Source organism: Bacteroidota bacterium, assembly GCA_017303905.1.
In the GTDB taxonomy this organism is placed as follows: Bacteria; Bacteroidota; Bacteroidia; order B-17B0; family Aurantibacillaceae; genus JAHEYG01.
The window spans coordinates 78419-96759 of the sequence record JAFLBH010000001.1 but is presented as its reverse complement, the minus strand read 5'-3'; the positions used below and the strand labels follow the sequence as shown (position 1 = coordinate 96759).

Sequence of the window (18341 nt, the reverse complement as noted above, 5' to 3'; positions counted from 1 at the left end):
CAATTAATTTACGTGTGGTATAAATAATTCAACCATGGTTCCGCATGGTTTTTCGTTATTGTCTTTTAAATCCGTAACCAAAACACTGAGGTTGGATTTATTAATGTCGTTCAAAATCCTAACGCGTTCACTGGTAATTTTCATACCCAATGATTTGTGTTTTTGTCCGGGTTGCGTTCTTTTTATTTCACCCGCACTATCACGGCCAATTCCATCATCTTTAATTCTGCATACAATGTAATTGTCTTTTGCGAAAATATCAATAACTAAATGACCTTTCTCCGGTTTTGGGTTTAATCCGTGTAAAATAGCGTTTTCAATATAAGGTTGCATTAACATGGGAGGAATTTCATCATAATCCCCATCTACCGAAGGATGAATATTAATGGAATAATCAAATTTGCCGTCAAAGCGCATTTGTTCTAATTCCAAGTATAAACGTAACGATTCAACATCCTCATTAATGGTTACCATTGATTTTTCAGTATTGTTTAAAATCACACGCATTAATTTGGCAAATTTGTTGAGGTAGCGTGCCGCCTCTTCGCTGTTGCTGTTAAGAATGTAATGTTGAATGGAGTTAAGAGAGTTAAATACAAAATGCGGATTCATCTGGGCACGTAAAGCTTTTAATTCCACTTTGGAAATCTCTACTTTTTTCTCAAACTCTTCCCTTTGTTTCTTACGTATGTTTTGCAGCCTCACTCTAAATACAATAATGATTAGAGATGAAATGCTAATAACTAATAATGAGATGAACCACCATGTTTTATAAAACGGCAATAGAATTTCGAACGAAAACGAAGCCGGTTCCTCACTCCAAATACCTTCGTTATTACAGCTTTTTACTTTGAAAGTGTATTTGCCTGCCGGTAAGTTGGCGTATTTACTGTAGTCTTCATTACTTGGTTCCGACCATGAGGTTTCGTAACCTTCCAACATTTTCATATAACGAACTTTTTCGGGATTGGTATAACAAATGCCTCTGTAGTAAAAAGTAATGTTATTGTAATTGTAAGGCAGAATGGATCCGTTGGCAAGTAAAGTGTCTTCACTTAAAAGCTTAATGTTTTGAATATAGGTATCCGGTAATTTTGAATTTGTTTTTATCGATTTGGGATTGTGTCGTACAACGCCACTCACGGTTCCGAACCAAAGTGTACCGTCTTCTTCTTCCATTACGCCATAATTATTACACTCAACGCCGGTAAAGCCTTCTGTTTTTCCGAATGATTGAATGTAAATATTTCCCGACTCTCTAAATTTTTTAAGATCAAATTTATTGATACCCTGATTGGTACCTACCCATAAAATATTTTCATTATCACTCAGATGTAAAGAGTAAATCAATTCCGAATTTAATCCATCTTTATCGGTAATGTATTGCTGTGTCCCTTTATTTAAATCATAGATCCAAACACCGTTTAACGTAGCTCCAAACATGACATTGTGTTTGTTAACGAGTAATGTGAAAAATGATTCTGCTTTGATATTAAGTTTTTTGTTTTGATAAACAAATTCATTGTTTTCTAATTTAAATAAACCACCTAAAAATGTTCCTAACCATAAATTGCCATTCTTATCTTCTACTATGGATTGTACACCCGATTCTTTCAATAACTCAGGAATTTTATAGAATGAAGCTTTGTAAATACCGTTTTCTTTTTTGATGGCTTCAGCGCCGTTTTGTCCACCAATCCAAAGCGTTCCGTCAACGGCAAGATACTGCAAAGACAATGTTCCCCGTACTTTCAATTGTTTATTACCAACGAAGCTTTCGAAATGATTGTTTTTGAAAACAGACAATCCGTTATTCGTTCCAAACCAAATAGAACCATCTTCCATGAGGGTAGCACTATGACAAGAATTGTCTGGTAGCCCATCCTTAATAGTGTAGTTTTTAAAAAAGCCTTGCGCGTATTTATAAATACCGCTACCGTCGGTACAAAACCAAATGTTTCCTTCTTTATCCTTTAAAATTTTATATACAAAGGCGTTTCCGATACCGGTGCTTTTGTCAAAGCTCGAGAAGGCGTTATCGCGGTAACGATAAATTCCACTGTGTGTACCTACCCAAATATTTTCTTCTGAATCCTTTAGTAAACAACGAATATGATTCGCGTTATTGTCGTTATACAAATTGTAAAAATCAAAGGCTTTTCCATTGTATTTTAATAAGCCGTTTGCCGAACCTATCCAAACGTTTTCAGGGCCTTCGCACCAGATAGAGCTGATATTTTCATCGATAAGTCCGTTTTCTATGTGAAGATTGATGGGTTGATCTCCAGGTACCATTACCTTACTAAATCCTTCGGTTGTACCAATTAATAAATGACCGGTTTCAGGGCATTCGGCAATGCAATTAATATTTTCGCCTGCCAGATTTTTTTGCTTAAAGGATTTTTTTTCAACGTGGTTGTAATAAAATAATCCCACCGTGGTTCCCACACAAATTGTACCGCTTCTTGTTCGGTGTAAAGTTTTAATTTCCATGCCCCTGAAATCAGGAAGCTCTATAAATTTTTGTTGAAACAGAATGTAAACACCCTCCCTGGTACCAATGTAAAGTCCGTTTTTTTCATCATAACACAGCGACGATATGTTGGTGTTTTTTAATCCGTTATTGCCATTATAATTAGTGATTTTTTTATTATTGATAATGCTTAATCCCTCCGCTGTTCCGCAATAAATCACACCGGAGTCACTGCTACAAACCGCGTTCACATAGTGATTAATCAATCCGTTTTTGGGTGAGAAGTTCAAAAATACTTTCCCGTCAAATCTGCTTAATCCTCCATAGCCCCCAATCCACAAATAACCTTGCTTGTCCTGGATCATGCAAGATACTTGCACAAAGGGCATTCCGTTTTCGGCGGAGTAGTTTTTGAAATTATATTGTTGTGCAAAGGCTAAACGTGAAACCAATAGTAACAACAGAAATGAATATCTTAATACACGTTTAGACATATATGATAAGCTAAAAATAGGCTTTTAAAAACAAACTCAAAAGCCCGCTAAACAAATGGCAGCTTTGAACTTGTAAATGGTTAAAAAAAGCCAATTTATTGGTTATCAAACCTATTTTACCTCAGTGACGCTGGGCTTTTTTTATTACCTTTGATAGCTTATAAAATTTACACAAAACTATGTTTGGTTTCCTTAAAAAAGTATTTGGAACAAAGTCGGAAAAAGACATTCGCGATATTGAACCCATTGTTGAAGAGATTAAGAAAATTTATCCAACACTTTCATCGCTTTCTAACGATGAATTACGTAACAAAGTAACAAAGCTTAAAGAGCAAATTCAGGCACACATCGCTGAGGAGAAATCCAAAATTGCAGGTATTCAATCTAAAATGGATGCAGATGCAAACATGGATGTAAATACCAAGGAAGAATTGTATAAGGAGATTGATGAGATTGAGGAAGAGATTACAAAGAAAATTGAAGATGTACTTAACGATATTTTACCGGAAGCATTTGCTGTGTTAAAGGAAACAGCGCGTCGTTTTAAAGAAAATCAGGAGTTAGAAGTTGTTGCCAACGATTTTGATACGAAAATTTCAAAAACACATTCAAATGTAGAAATCAGAGGCGGAAAGGCGTATTGGAAAAATACATGGAAAGCCGCTGGAGCAGATATCACTTGGGACATGGTGCACTATGATGTGCAGTTAATCGGTGGTATTGTTTTGCATCAGGGGAAAATTTCGGAGATGGCTACCGGTGAAGGTAAAACTTTGGTATCAACACTTCCGGTTTTCTTAAATGCATTGGCCGGTCGTGGGGTACATGTGGTAACCGTTAACAATTACCTTGCAAAGCGCGACAGTGAGTGGAATGCTCCTTTATTCCAGTTTCATGGATTGAGCGTAGATTGTATTGACAAGCACGAGCCGCACACACAAGAGCGTCGTGATGCCTACAATTGTGATATTACTTACGGTACCAATAACGAATTTGGTTTCGATTACTTGCGTGATAACATGTCGCGCGGTGTGGATGAATTGGTACAGCGCAAACATAATTTTGCTATTGTGGATGAGGTTGACTCGGTATTAATTGATGATGCACGTACACCTTTGATTATATCCGGACCAACACCACAAGGCGATAAACATGAATTTAATGAGTTCAAGCCGCGTGTTGAGAAATTAGTGAATGCTCAAAAGCAATATGTTCTTACCTGCTTAGCAGACGCGAAAAAATTATTTGCTGAAGGAAAAGAGAAAGAAGCAGGTATTCCGTTATTACGTGCTTATCGCGGATTACCAAAGAACAGCGCCTTAATTAAATTCTTAAGTGAGAATGGTGTAAGAGCTTTATTGCAAAAAACGGAAAATCATTATATGCAAGACCAAAACAAGGAAATGCATAAAATTGATGCCGAATTATATTTCGTTATTGATGAAAAGCACAACTCTGTTGATTTGTGTGAAAAGGGAATAGAATTAATTACAGCTAATACTGACGATCCGAAATTCTTTATCATTCCAAATGTGGGTGATGAAATTGCAGATATTGAAAAGACAGTTACTGATCCAAAGGAAAAAACAGCAAGAAAGGAAGTTGTAATGCGCGATTTCTCAGTAAAGAGTGAGCGTATTCATACAGTAAATCAATTATTGAAAGCATATACTGTTTTTGAAAAAGATGTTGAGTATGTAATTGATGGAGGACAAATTAAAATTGTTGATGAGCAAACCGGTCGTATCATGGAAGGTCGTCGTTACAGCGATGGCTTACATCAGGCGATTGAAGCGAAAGAGAACGTGAAGATTGAAGCAGCAACTCAAACCTACGCTACGATTACTTTACAGAATTATTTCCGTATGTATAACAAGCTCGCCGGTATGACCGGTACTGCTGAAACGGAAGCACAAGAGTTCTGGGACATTTACAAATTAGATGTGGTTGTTATTCCAACCAACCGCGCTATTTCCCGTAAAGACGAGCAAGATTTAGTTTACAAAACAAAACGCGAAAAATATAACGCGGTAATTGAAGAGACTGCAAAATTAGTAGCAGCAGGTCGTCCGGTTTTAGTTGGTACGACTTCAGTTGAGATTTCCGAGTTATTAAGCCGTATGTTGAAGTTACGCAACATTAAGCACAATGTGTTAAACGCGAAATTACATCAGAAGGAAGCTGAAATTGTTGCGGAAGCAGGTAAGGCAGGAACTGTAACCATTGCCACCAACATGGCTGGTCGTGGTACGGATATTAAGTTAGGTCCAGGAGTAAAAGATGCCGGCGGTTTAGCGATTATTGGTACTGAACGTCACGAGAGCAGGCGTGTCGACCGTCAGTTACGCGGTCGTGCAGGTCGTCAGGGTGATCCGGGTTCATCTCAATTCTTTGTTTCCTTAGAAGATAACTTAATGCGTTTATTCGGAAGCGAGAGAATTGCTTCGTTAATGGATCGCATGGGATTACAAGAAGGTGAAGTTATTCAGCATAGCATGATCACCAAATCTATTGAACGTGCACAAAAGAAGGTGGAGGAAAACCACTTCGGTACGCGTAAACGTTTAATTGAGTATGATGATGTTATGAACGCGCAACGTGATGTAATTTACAAACGTCGTCGTAATGCTTTGTATGGAGATCGTTTAAGTATCGATATCGCCAACATGTTATTTGAAGTATCGGAGAACATGGTATCCGAATTTCAACCTAGTAAGGATTTTGAAAGTTTCGAATTAGAATGTATCAAAGTATTTGGAGTTGAAAGTCCGGTTAACGAAAAAGAATTTAATTCTTTACGTGAAGCAGATGTTACCGAAAAATTATTTGATGTTGCTTTAAAACAATATCAGGTAAAGTCGCAAAGCATTGCTGATGCAGTATTCCCGACTATTAAAGATGTTTACACCAATCCGAATAATCAGTATGAGAATATCATTACGCCATTTACGGATGGAGTAAGAGGATTGCAAATAATGGCCAACCTGAAGAAGTCGTATGAGACTAAAGGACGCGAGATGGTATTGGCCTTCGAGAAAACTGTTGTTTTAGCTATGATTGATGATTCATGGAAAGAACATTTACGTGAATTAGATGATTTAAAACAAGCGGTACAAAACGCATCATTAGAACAAAAGGATCCATTGGTAATTTACAAATTGGAATCGTTTAACTTGTTCCGCGACATGATTGCGAAAACCAGTAAAGACATTATTTCTTTCTTGATGAAAGGTGGTTTACCTGTTGAGGGCAATCAGCAGGAAGTAAAGCAAGCTAAGTTCACGCAAGAAGTAAAGCCTGAACCAAAGAAAGAGAAATTGGTTGAGTCACGCAGTGAAGAAGAAATACAACAACAAAAAGAACAGCAAAAGCCAAAGCAACAACCGGTACGCGTTGAGCAAAAAATAGGACGTAATGATCCTTGTCCTTGCGGCAGCGGCAAAAAATACAAAAACTGCCATGGGGTAGGGGTTGTGTAAATTATAAACTATGCTTAACAGAGCATCTAATTTATTTTTAGTAATAGTAAGCGGCCTCATTTTGGCCGCTTCTTGGTTTTCGCCATTTACCTTATTAATATTTGTAGGATTTGTTCCCTTATTTATCGCTACAAAAAATCTTCACGAGGTTACAACTTCCCGTCGCAGTTTAAAGGTGTGGGGACTAAGCTATCTGGCTTTCTTTTTCTGGAATTTAATTTCAACCTGGTGGATTTATAATGCTTCTCTTGAAGGCGCTATCATGGCTATAGTATGTAATGCGCTTCTCATGAGTTGGGTGTATTTAATTTGGTACCGCATTCAACGTGTATTTGGCAGCGAATTAAAATTTTGGTTGTTGGTTCCTTTATGGTTAACCTTTGAATACGGACACACCTTATGGGATTTAACCTGGCCATGGCTAAGCATCGGTAACGTTTTCGCAAACACAACATCATTCGTACAATGGTATGAGTTAACAGGAACCAGCGGTGGTTCACTCTGGGTGTTGGCAGTAAACATTTTGCTTTTCAATGTAGCCAACAGCGAGTATAAGAATATTAAATCTTATGTGAAGCCGATCGCGCTCGTGATAATTCCCGTTTTAGTGTCCATCTTTATTCTTTCTATACGTGCTGTTAATCCGGAGAAAGAACTTAATGTAACGGTTATTCAGCCCAATATTGATCCATACGGAGAAAAATTTGTTCTTGATTTTAATTCGCAGTTAAATCAATTGCATCAACAGCTTCTTCAAACAAAGATCAATGCAAATACTGAACTTGTAGTGTTGCCTGAAACTTTTATCATCGAAGATGTGCGTGAAAACGATTATCAATCATCTGAGGAAATTACCAATCTTATCACTTTAATGAAAATTCATTTTCCTAAAGCAGCCATCTTAACAGGCGCGAGTACCTATCATGTGTTTGAGAAGGGCGAGGAAATAACAGCTACTGCACGCAAGTTTCATGATGCGGAAGAATATTACGATATGTATAATACAGCTTTGTATATCGACACTAACCGAAAATGTACATTCTATCATAAATCGAAATTGGTACCGGGCGTTGAGCGCATGCCATTCCCCGGAATTTTTAAGTATTTCGAAAAGTATGCCATTGAATTGGGAGGAACCAGCGGAAGTTTAGCTACGCAAGAGGAGCGTACTGTTTTAAGCGATCAAATCTATGATGTAAATGTGGCTCCGGCCGTTTGTTACGAAAGTGTATACGGCGATTTTATGGCGGAGTATATTCGTAAAGGTGCCAACATCATTTCTATTATCACCAATGATGGCTGGTGGGGCAACACTCCCGGTCACCGTCAGCATTTAGCCTACGCCAAATTACGCGCTATAGAAACACGTAAACACATTATCCGTTCAGCGAATACAGGCATCAGTTGTTTTATTGATGAAATGGGAAACATTACACAGCCTCAACCATATTGGGAGTTTGCTGTCATCAACCAAAATGTGTCGCTTAATTCGGTTAAAACTTTCTTTGTTCGGTTTGGCGATTTAATCTCTTATGTCTCAGTGTTTTTGGCTGCACTTATCCTTCTGTATTCACAATATTTACGCCTTAGAAAACACTAATCCGGTAAGTTTTCCAGGTCATTCAAATCTTTTGCTCTGCCACTAGCTTTTTTATTTTTTTTTAGATCTGAAAGTCTGATTATTTTTAAAGGAATATTTTCAAACAACACTTCATTTGCGTTTTTATAAACCTCTTCAAAACTTATGCCGCTGATTTCTTTCAAAATTTCAATCGATACGGGCGCTCTTCCAAACGAAAAAACTGTCATTGATTGGTTGTATAGAAAATTCTCCTCTGTCATATCGAAAACAGGCATTCTAAAATGATCAAATGCGTTTTCCAGTTTTTTGTAATTGTCTCTGCTTACTTCAACGAATATGTCAAGGTCGCCGGTTGTTCTGGGAAAACCATAATATATTACAGAATAACCACCCACTAAAACATATTTTACGCCGCACTTATTTAGCGCTAATAGAAATTCCTGAAAATCATCATTGAAAATATTACCCATGCTTTCGGTAAGAATGAATGGTTTTGTCCATTTTAGGAGGATTGTTTTGTGAGAAATTGTAAGCTACACTCTGCAGATAGGCAAAGACCTTAAATCTTTCTTCCGCCGAAAGTGAAAAATAATTATCGGACTCCTTTTGTATCTCCTTGAAATTATATGTTTTATGCGCGCTTCGGTCGAGTTTAAACATAAGCAAATTTACAATAAAATTCGTAAAAATCATTAAATTAGCGCCTGCATTTATCTTCTGTTTTTATAATACGAAAAGAATACAAAAACAAACCTTATGGAAAAATTTGATGTAGCAATTATTGGTTCAGGTCCCGGTGGATACGTAGCCGCAATTCGTTGTGCCCAATTAGGAATGAAAACAGCACTTATCGAAAAATACAATACGCTTGGTGGTACTTGTTTAAATGTTGGATGTATTCCTTCTAAGGCAATGCTTGATTCATCTGAGCATTATTATAATGCGGTACATCATTTTGAAGAGCATGGCATCGAAGTGAAAAACCCTAAGGTTAATTTAAAACAAATGGTTGAGCGCAAACGTGGTGTTGTAAAAATGACTTGCGATGGCATCAACTTTTTAATGAAGAAAAATAAAATCACCGTTTATACAGGTCATGGTACTTACGTTAGCAAAAACGTAATTGAAATCGCCAAAGCAGATGGCAGCAAAGAACAAATTGAAGCAGCAAAATCAATCATTGCTACAGGCTCAAAACCTTCTTCATTACCATTTATAAAAATTGATAAAGAAAGAATTATTACTTCTACCGAAGCTTTAGAATTAAAAGAAGTTCCAAAACATCTGATTGTTATTGGCGGTGGTGTAATCGGATTGGAATTGGGAAGTGTTTACGCACGCTTAGGTTCTAAAGTAAGCGTGGTTGAATTCATGGACCGTTTAATTCCTGGTATGGATGCGGCTCTTGGAAAAGAATTACAACGTGTATTAAAGAAAAACTTAGGCTTCGAATTCTACATGAAGCATAAAGTTACGGGTGTAGCGAATAAAGGCAAGGAGGTAACCGTTAGTGCGGATAACGATAAAGGCGAGAAGGTAGAATTAAAAGGTGATTATGTATTAGTATCTGTAGGTCGTCGTCCGTATACCGATAATTTAGGATTGGATAAAGCCGGCGTAAAATTAGATGATCGCGGACGTGTAAACGTAGATGATCATTTAAAAACAAATGTTGAAGGTATTTACGCAATTGGCGATGTAGTGCGTGGCGCGATGTTAGCTCATAAGGCGGAAGAAGAAGGTGTGTATGTAGCAGAGCAAATGGCCGGACAAAAACCACACATGAATTACAATTTAATTCCTGGGGTAGTATATACTTGGCCTGAAGTAGCTGCAGTAGGATACACGGAAGAGCAATTAAAAGAACAAGGAAAAAAATATAAAGTAGGTAGTTTCCCATTCAAAGCAAGTGGTCGTGCACGCGCGAGCATGGATACCGATGGTTTCATCAAAGTATTAAGTGATGAAGCAACCGACGAAATTTTAGGTGTACATATGATTGGTCCGCGTACAGCCGATATGATTATGGAAGCTGTGGTGGCCATGGAATACCGTGCCAGCGCCGAAGACATCGCACGTATTTGTCATGCGCATCCAACCTTCACTGAAAGTTTCAAAGAAGCTTGTTTAGACGCAACCGCTAAACGCGCTCTGCATATTTAATCTTAATCCTCCCCATAAAAAGGGAGTTGTAGATAGTACAGTTTAATTCCATCCATTTCTTAAGGGGAGGTGCCCAACCTTTCAATTTAATCCTCCCCTTTTTTAAGGGGAGGTGCCCAAAGGGCGGAGGGGTTCCCAGTAGCTTTTATCCCTATTTCCCTCACAATTAACCAAATTTCACTCAAAAACCTTGAATAGTTAGGTATTCTTGGCTATATTTAAGCTATTAAATTCATGAATATGAAATCTATTCTTTTAACAGCTGTATTTGCCTTTTTAGCATTTGGTGCTTTTGCTCAAAAAACAGCCAATCAATTACAATCAAAATCTTGGTTTGTAACCGGTGATTTAAACTCTAACGGAGCTTTAAAATTATCCCCAACACAACCTAAAAACGGAACAGCATGGGAAGCTAAATTTTCTTCCACAGGAAGTTTATATAACTGCAATACTTTAAAAACTAATGTGGTTGATCCAACAGGAATTGAAGTGAAAGCTGGAACTTATTACTGCGATTCATTGAGCCAGAATTATAAAATTAAAAATGATGTTATTCAGATTAATACTGATAAATCAAAATATTATCGTGTAACCATGTTACCAAACAGCGAAGGTTTGGAGCTGGTTCCTGCTACAGCAGCAGACTTTAAATAAACTATCTGTCCTAATTGAACCGGGATGTTTTTTAACGGAGATAAACGCTTCTTAAAAATCATCCCGGTTTTTATTTTTATAAGCTTTGCGGCATCGGCCCAAAAAGTAGTGGTGGATGATTTAGTGAAAGGCAAATGGTTTGTAGAAGGTAATCTCCAGGATAGTGTGGTAAAATTGTTGCGTAAGCGGAATCCATCGGTGCCGTACCGCGTGTATACCTTTGCAACGGGAACTGTTTTACATCGCTGCGATTCGGTTTACCAATCGGCTTTTGATGATAAGGGCAATGAAGTGATCGTTAACAAACTTGATTGTAATTCACCCGCCACATACGGACTAAAAAACCTGATTATGCATATTTCTACCGGTAAAAGCTCGCATTATTTTATTGTAGAAGCTAAAAAGGGCGGTGGTATGTATACACTCAGGCGCACCAAAGCCGAATACTATAATCAGCCGTAAATTTTGTAAATTTGTAGCATGGCAAAAGCAGCAGGACCCATCGTGTGTTCGTTTTGTAACCGCGATAAAAAAGACGTGAAAATATTAATTGCAGGAATCAGCGGTCATATTTGTGACAGTTGTATTTCGCAAGCCTATAAAATGATAAGTGAGGAAGGCAATGCGGAGACCAAACAAAAAGTTCAGCAAGCACTCAACTTATTAAAGCCAAACGCTATTAAAACGTATTTGGATGAGTATGTGATTGGGCAGGATGAAGCCAAGAAAGTATTAAGCGTGGCTGTATACAATCACTTCAAACGCGTATCACACGCTTCCAATGATAAAGAGGAAATCGAAATCGAAAAATCGAATGTGATTTTGGTTGGAGAAACCGGAACCGGAAAAACTTTATTGGCGCGAAGCATTGCTAAATTATTGAATGTTCCTTTTTGTATTGCAGATGCAACGGTATTAACCGAAGCGGGATATGTGGGTGAAGATGTGGAAAGTATTTTAACCCGTTTGTTGCAGGCTGCCGATTATGATACAGCCGCAGCAGAGAGAGGTATTGTATTCATTGATGAGATTGATAAGATTGCACGTAAGAGTGATAATCCGAGTATTACCCGTGATGTGAGCGGTGAAGGTGTGCAGCAAGCCATGTTGAAATTATTGGAAGGCTCATCTGTAAACGTTCCGCCTCAAGGCGGAAGAAAACATCCGGATGCAAAAATGATTCAGGTGAACACCAAGAATATTTTATTTATTTGCGGTGGCGCTTTTGACGGCATTGAGAAAAAGATTGCCAGTCGTTTAAACACACAAGCCGTTGGTTATTCGGCGTCTGTTTCTTCAGAGGAAGTAGATAGAAGTAATTTATTGCAATATATTTCTCCTCAGGATTTAAAATCATTTGGATTAATTCCGGAGCTCATCGGACGTTTACCGATTTTAACTTATCTGCAGCCATTGGATAAATCAGCTTTACGCAGAATTTTAACCGAGCCAAAGAATGCGCTAATTAAACAATACAAGCATTTGTTTAAAATGGAAGGCATTAAACTCGAGTTTGAAGATGAGGTATTGGATTTAATTGTAGATAAGGCAACCGAGTTTAAATTAGGCGCCCGAGGTTTACGTGGTATTTGCGAAGCCATTATGCTCGATTTAATGTACGATTTGCCAAGTAACGAAAAAGCGCCAAAATCTTTTACCATTACATTGGATTACGCCGCTGATAAATTAAAAAATGCAAGACTAAGCCATTTGAAAGCGGCTTAGTTAGTTGAAAGTATAGAGTTCGGAGTTCGTAGAAATGCGGAATTTTTATTTTAATGAATCGTTGAAATCTTTTACACCATTTAATTTTTAACAGGTACAGTTTTTACATAGCTGGTTACATTCCTGAAATTCATTTTAATACCATTAATGGTTTGTATGTTGTTTCTGTATAAATCAATTTGAATGGAGGCACTTGTTGAAGTTGATACAGAGCTTAACGAAGATGAACTTACATTGAAAGAACCACCACTTCCCAATACAACCGAAGCTGTAAGTGCAGGTGTAGTGCTTCCAACACTTGAAATATAAATTTGTGCTTCTACAGCATTAGTGATGCCGCTCAAAGGAATGGAAAAACCTGCGCTCTTGCTCAATGTATCCGGCCATGATGTGTAATTAGAGTAAGTAGAAAAACCTGCTGAATTTGTATAGGTAAAAGCTGCGACCGCGCCACCTGTAATTTGCCATACAAAAGGCGAAGCTTGTGCAGCATTAGTACTGTCTAAGTAATAACCAAAAAAGTTTTTGAAGGTAACACCATTTGAAGAAACATTGCCCATACTTAAAAAAGTTCCCAAAGGCATATTAAAATTATCAAAGTTAGAAGAAGAAGCCAATGCGTAATTTTGTCCATAACTCAATGTAAAAGTAGTAGCTCCAAAAATGCTATGAACTAATTGATTGGAAAATAAAGCGCCGAACTTTTCGGCAGAAGGTGTCGGTGTGCTCCCTGTAGTGGTGGATGATGGTGCCGGAGCATTGTCTTCTTTCTTTTTACAGGAAGTGATTAATAAGCCGACAACGGATAAAAGTAAAATAAGTTTTTTCATATTATTGATTTTTAAAATAAGCAAGTTTTAAATATTGATGAACTGATCCAAAAAGATAGTTTTTGTTTTGAATAGTTTCCGGTACTATATTAAAAGCGGTCACACTAATAATGCCTCCGGTGATAAACGGACTTAGTTCTGTAGCGCTAAAATTCGAAACTTCAACTAATCCATTGTATCTTTTATTTATGGTTACACCATTAAATCCACTTAATGTAACGAGAACTGAATCGGCATTTTTCACCTTACTCAGGTTTATGCTAAGCCCTTCTGTTGTTTTAATAGTGTCTTTAATTTTATATTGATCTTTTATTTCAACAAATGCAAGACCGCGCTGATAATGATAATTAAATGAATTAAAATTACCGTTTCCTGTACAAACCCATTTTTTGTCGCCATTGCCATTGCTTACCGAGTTATCATCTATGTAATAATTGCTGTTTGAAATGAATTGTAATGGCTCGTTACTAAAACTTAAATTGCCACCATGAGTTTTTGTAGTTGTGTCACCGCGTGTAGCTAAAAAGTAAGCTACGTATTTTTTGAAATCAACCGCAGGTTGACCAAAATTAAAATCTTGAGTAACATAATATAATGTAAAAACACCATCAGTATTAGACATGCTGTAACTAGGACAACCGTTTTGATTGCCACCATCTTTTTTGATTGTAAATGAAACTAAAAAGAGAAAGAGTAATACAATTAAATTTGAAACAGTTATTTTCATTATTGTATAGTTAATTTTTTAATTAGAAGTCTGTTTGTGCTAGTTATTATTTTAATCAGGTAAATGCCTTTAGCTAAATCGGCCGTATAAAAAGTTTTACGGTAGGTATTTATATCTGAAACAACATCAGCGGCAACAATTTGACCAAGGTTATTTAAGATAACAAGTTGGGCATTCTCTTTTTCCTGTAGACTAAACTCAACAGTGGAGAAATTATCCGCAGGGTTTGGATATACATTAAAAGAATTTATTTTATCATAATTAATTTCTTCCGGCGGCAAAATAGGCATTTCCTGTGTCTCCGTATTATTTGGATTTAAAAAGCTTAGTATGTCTTCACGCACGCTATCTTTAATATTGCTGTAATCAACGTAGTGCGTTACAATATTATCACCCATATCATCGTAGCCATAAAAAGTGTTTTCAGGCCCTTTGGTTGAATCAGTAACTGCTGTTCTTAATCCGGAAGCGCCGCTGCTGCAATCGGCTCTTTGAATATAGGCGTGAAAGTCAGCACCACTTACCACATTAAAACCAGGCTTTAATACTATTACTTTACCTGCCTTATAACTTACATCTGCGTTACTGTTAATGGTGTTGTCAGCTGTAATAGTTTCAAATGCGCGTATTAAACAGGTGCTGGGTTTTATACAATGATTAGCATTAGGATTGGGAAAAGGAACATTAATATATCTGTGACTAAGATTTATGTAGTTAGCTGAACCTACATTGCTGGCATTTAACCAGTACAAATTATGATATAGCATATAATCTGTTCCGTTATACTCACCTTTCTGTCCTGTTTTAGCAAGTGGGTCACTTCCGCTACTGCCATGCCAGCCAAAAGTTGGTTCGTTCCAATCATAACGGTTAATTGTTTTTTCAATTCTGTTCTCACATGTCCATTCAAAGTTTGGTCTGGCAAATTGACCAAAATTATAAGGACCTTCACAAGGAGCATTATCTAGCATTGTTTTAATTTTTGGTAGATATGCTGAATAGGATGTGTTTTGTGTTGGAAAAAGAACGCGATGCAGAAGTGGCGCATGCCACAAGTCATAATGTCTAGGAGTATTTTCTTTTAAAGCCTCTTGAGGCGAATAAGGATCTTGACCGGCCAAATCGATAAAATTGGAAGTTTTGTTGTGAAAACCCGGAAGCATTACTATTGAATTACCGCACACTATGCTTGTCACAATATTACATAAATAGTTCAACGGCCATGGGGCATTACTACAAACTTGTGTTTGTATTTGATTACAAATGTAACTTAAGCCACTTACTTGACCTGCTTGCCATCCGCAGTTCCCAACAGCTAATAAATCTACTTTAAACACAGCATTATCAACAGAGGTTGAAGGCACCCCTATAAAACCTAACCAGTTACTAAATAATACTGTATTAACATATGGCGTTACATAATTGCAGGTTTTAGGATTTATACTTGTTGAACTAATCAGGGGGATATATGGATTGATAGGGAAACTTGTATTCCCAGCGCTTATGCAGCTGGCTTCAGCAATTCCGTAACCAAGAGCAATGCTACTTCCGCCGGGTTGCACAATCTGACCTGTGACTGGATTACGATAATCAAAGAATACGTCGTTTTTAAAATGTTGTGCAAATCTATCTGTAATATTCCATGCTTCTTGCTTTAAACTACTGACACCTAAATTTTCATAAGGGAAAATTTCGCCATTATCAGTTGCGCTATAATCAACTAATTTATTGATTAAAGCCAAGCCAGTTAATAAGGTAATGTAATGGTCATGACTTAAAGTTTCGTTGTCTGGTGATTCTGTAGAGCCGCTTTTCGTTAGGTCTTGATAGCTCGACTCTACAAGTGCTTGTCCAATCGTTTGCAAGGTACAAAAGCCTCTATCGTTGAGTTGCGAATTTGGATTGGCATCGCCTGTGGAAGAATTATAATTATAGCCATTATTATAATAATTAAAGTGCCCATAGTTTTTGGCAACAAAGTCAACTGGAATATCGTCTCTTATTAAAAAACCATTTAAAGGAACAGTAGTTCCTCCTGCCCAATACCACATTGGCTCGGAAATATGGTCAATCCTGTTTATTGCATTTAGGGCACAAAATATCTCATGCTTAACGGAGTCGGTGTTTTGATTGGCGTTCTTTAAGAGTGCATATTCTGTTGCTAGCGCCGCTAAATGTATGCCTATACTAGATACAGCATCTCCGGTTTTAAGAGTTTGTTGGTTGTTAGTTGAACTAGGATAACCGGTTTGTGTTGAGCCACGCTGGTTAAAAGGAACACTTTCACCTAGGTTTTTTCCAATTTTTATAAAATCATTATTAAACCTAGTTTTATAATACCAGTACTTTTGCAAATTGATTCCGTCACCTTGCGCCTGTACATTATATAAAGTTAATACATTTATAATTATGCTAATTTGATAAACGAATCTCATATGAATTATTGTTTGTGGTGGTGTTTAACCAAAATGCTTCGCTGTTTAATTTTTTGATTGACCATTTAGAGTTTGAATGGAATATGTTTTTTTGTGCTGTGTAGAGAATGAGGTTGCCTGCATGTGTTGCAGAAATAACTATTTCTTTCTTTTTTTTAAGTAATTTCCATGAACCTTGAAATTGCTCATAGTAAGTAATCGATGATTGACCAAAATACATCTCTTTCTCGCGATACATTTTAGTATCTTCATATATACCGGAGTCTACGCCGTTAACGTAGTATTTATCCAATTTCCAGGAAGTTTGAATCATAGCTTCCGGTTTTCTAAACCAAAGGGTGTTTTCTGGATATTTTTTGCAAGTGGTAAAAACTACAACCACCAATAGTGCTAATAAACAATATTTAAAAAACTTAAACATACTATTTCCTTTTTTTCTTTAAGTATGCATTTTCTTTTTTAAGCTCTTGTACTTGCTTATTCAACTCAACGGTATATAACGTCAGTTCTTCAATTTTTTGTAAAAGAATGGCATCCATCTCTGCACTGTTTATCCCGTTTAGTTTTACATCTTTAGCACTAGGCACATCTATTAAATGTTTGTTTTTTAAATAAAAAGTTTCCGCTTCTTCTAGGGTTGGCAGTTTGTAATCTTTTTCAAACACATAGTCGGCCCATTTCACAGGGTCTAAAACCACTAGTTCCTGGCAAACTAGTTTACCTCCAATTTGCATGAGTGTATTATTGGCGTGCACATTCGTGCTTTGTATTTTTTTCTCACCAATAAAAACCTTACCTGAGCTTTGAATTAGAAATGTTGTTTTGTTATTACTTGTATTAATTACTTCAAACGCATCGTTTGTTGCGCCTGCTTTTAAAACAGTTTTCCCATCGCCGTAAACCGTAAATTGATTATTATTGGTGCCAATAATTTTTGCGCTATTGTTAGTAGGTGATAATTTAATACCTGTATTATTAATATCAAAAAGATTGAGTATTACGTTCGGGTCAATGGCTGTGTTGTTTGCTCCAATTTGCGCGTATTTCCTTACATAGAATTCATCACCTGTGTAAACTTTTGCCCCTGCAGTACCGGCAGAGCCTCCGCTACCTGTTCCACCTCCCAGATAAATATTTTTACCACAATAATAGTTAATGAGTAGTCCGTTATTGCCTGACGCGTCGATTGAACTTTGTACACCATCAGAACCCATTGTTAATGCTACATTGCTGGCTTGGTCAAATAGCTGGATTCTCCCGCCAAAATAAAACCAAGGGTCCTGAGTTGGGGCAAGGCAGGGATTAAATGTTGGAAGTGGGTTACCTAATTTACCAAATGTAAAAGCATCTGGTGCAGAACTGCTGCCGTTATTAAAAGCTATACCGCTGGAAGTATTAAAAAATAATTTACCACTTAGATTAATATCACCGGCTATTTTTGCACTTCCGCTTACTTCAATATCTTCTGTTTTTACGGCATCATTAACTACAATGGTACTGTCAAAGTTAGAAGTACCTGTAACTTGCAAATTACCGGAAGTACTCATGGTGCTATCAACCTTTAAGCAACCACTAACAGTAGTGGTTGGAATGGTACTTTGCGAATAATTTAATAAAGGAAGTAATAGAAAAGCTAAAATCGGCTTTAAGCTTACAGCTTTTGCGTTTTGCGTTTTGCGTTTTAAAATCATGATTTTTCTTTTGTATAAATAAATGTAAAAAATGAAAGTTTAAAAAGCAAATAATAAATCATTAATTTAGCACAAGCACTAAAAAATA

The 18341-nt window shown here is 37.0% G+C and carries 14 protein-coding genes; 6 read left to right on the top strand and 8 right to left on the bottom strand.

All coding sequences use genetic code 11. The annotated features are described in order from the left end of the window. Positions 1-3 precede the first annotated feature (3 nt). On the bottom strand, positions 4-2967 hold the full coding sequence (locus J0L69_00435; protein ID MBN8691624.1) for a histidine kinase: 2964 nt from the start codon (positions 2965-2967) through the stop codon (positions 4-6). A gap of 179 nt (positions 2968-3146) precedes the next feature. Here J0L69_00435 and secA point away from each other — a divergent pair, with 179 nt between their 5' ends. Next, positions 3147-6446 (top strand): preprotein translocase subunit SecA, encoded by a 3300-nt coding sequence (secA, locus tag J0L69_00430; GenBank protein MBN8691623.1) that lies wholly within the window; start codon positions 3147-3149, stop codon positions 6444-6446. A 10-nt stretch (positions 6447-6456) separates the two neighbouring features. After that, positions 6457-8046 (top strand): apolipoprotein N-acyltransferase, encoded by a 1590-nt coding sequence (lnt, locus tag J0L69_00425; protein ID MBN8691622.1) that lies wholly within the window; start codon positions 6457-6459, stop codon positions 8044-8046. On the opposite strand, the gene J0L69_00420 is transcribed toward lnt, so the two are convergent. Continuing rightward, complete coding sequence (locus J0L69_00420) at positions 8043-8498, bottom strand: hypothetical protein (protein MBN8691621.1); 456 nt, start codon at positions 8496-8498, stop codon at positions 8043-8045. The two genes, lnt and J0L69_00420, sit on opposite strands and share 4 nt — an antisense overlap. Continuing rightward, a complete protein-coding gene (locus J0L69_00415; GenBank protein MBN8691620.1) occupies positions 8491-8688 on the bottom strand; it encodes a hypothetical protein in 198 nt (65 codons plus the stop codon). Before J0L69_00415 ends, J0L69_00420 begins: the two co-directional genes overlap by 8 nt. A 96-nt stretch (positions 8689-8784) precedes the next feature. Here J0L69_00415 and lpdA point away from each other — a divergent pair, with 96 nt between their 5' ends. The 4 genes from lpdA to clpX all read left to right on the top strand — a co-directional run bounded on the left by lpdA (position 8785) and on the right by clpX (position 12570). Next, entirely contained in the window at positions 8785-10191 is a 1407-nt protein-coding gene (lpdA, locus tag J0L69_00410) for a dihydrolipoyl dehydrogenase (protein MBN8691619.1), read from the top strand. A gap of 240 nt (positions 10192-10431) precedes the next feature. Beyond that, positions 10432-10845, top strand: coding sequence for a hypothetical protein (locus J0L69_00405; protein MBN8691618.1), 414 nt, complete (start codon positions 10432-10434; stop codon positions 10843-10845). 24 nt (positions 10846-10869) lie between these two features. Continuing rightward, on the top strand, positions 10870-11307 hold the full coding sequence (locus tag J0L69_00400) for a hypothetical protein (GenBank protein ID MBN8691617.1): 438 nt from the start codon (positions 10870-10872) through the stop codon (positions 11305-11307). Positions 11308-11325: 18 nt separating this feature from the next. Continuing rightward, on the top strand, positions 11326-12570 hold the full coding sequence (clpX, locus tag J0L69_00395) for an ATP-dependent Clp protease ATP-binding subunit ClpX (protein MBN8691616.1): 1245 nt from the start codon (positions 11326-11328) through the stop codon (positions 12568-12570). Positions 12571-12650: 80 nt separating this feature from the next. Here clpX and J0L69_00390 read toward each other — a convergent pair whose 3' ends face one another. The 5 genes from J0L69_00390 to J0L69_00370 are packed head-to-tail and all read right to left on the bottom strand — an operon-like array spanning position 12651 to position 18253. Beyond that, the gene (locus J0L69_00390; protein ID MBN8691615.1) at positions 12651-13400 is read right to left on the bottom strand and encodes a hypothetical protein; all 750 of its coding nucleotides are present in this window, start codon (positions 13398-13400) and stop codon (positions 12651-12653) included. A gap of 1 nt (position 13401) precedes the next feature. Next, positions 13402-14127: a hypothetical protein gene (locus J0L69_00385; GenBank protein MBN8691614.1), complete on the bottom strand. Its 726-nt coding sequence runs from the start codon at positions 14125-14127 to the stop codon at positions 13402-13404. Continuing rightward, entirely contained in the window at positions 14127-16562 is a 2436-nt protein-coding gene (locus J0L69_00380) for a T9SS type A sorting domain-containing protein (protein ID MBN8691613.1), read from the bottom strand. Before J0L69_00380 ends, J0L69_00385 begins: the two co-directional genes overlap by 1 nt. Beyond that, a complete protein-coding gene (locus J0L69_00375; protein ID MBN8691612.1) occupies positions 16540-16983 on the bottom strand; it encodes a hypothetical protein in 444 nt (147 codons plus the stop codon). Before J0L69_00375 ends, J0L69_00380 begins: the two co-directional genes overlap by 23 nt. Position 16984: 1 nt before the next feature. Beyond that, positions 16985-18253 (bottom strand): hypothetical protein, encoded by a 1269-nt coding sequence (locus J0L69_00370; GenBank protein ID MBN8691611.1) that lies wholly within the window; start codon positions 18251-18253, stop codon positions 16985-16987. Positions 18254-18341: the final 88 nt, after the last annotated feature.

Coding starts and splice junctions, on each gene's coding strand:
- J0L69_00435 (MBN8691624.1), bottom strand. CDS start 2,967: ATGTCTAAACGTGTATTAAGATATTCATTTCTGTTGTTACTATTGGTT.
- secA (MBN8691623.1), top strand. CDS start 3,147: ATGTTTGGTTTCCTTAAAAAAGTATTTGGAACAAAGTCGGAAAAAGAC.
- lnt (MBN8691622.1), top strand. CDS start 6,457: ATGCTTAACAGAGCATCTAATTTATTTTTAGTAATAGTAAGCGGCCTC.
- J0L69_00420 (MBN8691621.1), bottom strand. CDS start 8,498: ATGGGTAATATTTTCAATGATGATTTTCAGGAATTTCTATTAGCGCTA.
- J0L69_00415 (MBN8691620.1), bottom strand. CDS start 8,688: ATGTTTAAACTCGACCGAAGCGCGCATAAAACATATAATTTCAAGGAG.
- lpdA (MBN8691619.1), top strand. CDS start 8,785: ATGGAAAAATTTGATGTAGCAATTATTGGTTCAGGTCCCGGTGGATAC.
- J0L69_00405 (MBN8691618.1), top strand. CDS start 10,432: ATGAAATCTATTCTTTTAACAGCTGTATTTGCCTTTTTAGCATTTGGT.
- J0L69_00400 (MBN8691617.1), top strand. CDS start 10,870: ATGTTTTTTAACGGAGATAAACGCTTCTTAAAAATCATCCCGGTTTTT.
- clpX (MBN8691616.1), top strand. CDS start 11,326: ATGGCAAAAGCAGCAGGACCCATCGTGTGTTCGTTTTGTAACCGCGAT.
- J0L69_00390 (MBN8691615.1), bottom strand. CDS start 13,400: ATGAAAAAACTTATTTTACTTTTATCCGTTGTCGGCTTATTAATCACT.
- J0L69_00385 (MBN8691614.1), bottom strand. CDS start 14,127: ATGAAAATAACTGTTTCAAATTTAATTGTATTACTCTTTCTCTTTTTA.
- J0L69_00380 (MBN8691613.1), bottom strand. CDS start 16,562: ATGAGATTCGTTTATCAAATTAGCATAATTATAAATGTATTAACTTTA.
- J0L69_00375 (MBN8691612.1), bottom strand. CDS start 16,983: ATGTTTAAGTTTTTTAAATATTGTTTATTAGCACTATTGGTGGTTGTA.
- J0L69_00370 (MBN8691611.1), bottom strand. CDS start 18,253: ATGATTTTAAAACGCAAAACGCAAAACGCAAAAGCTGTAAGCTTAAAG.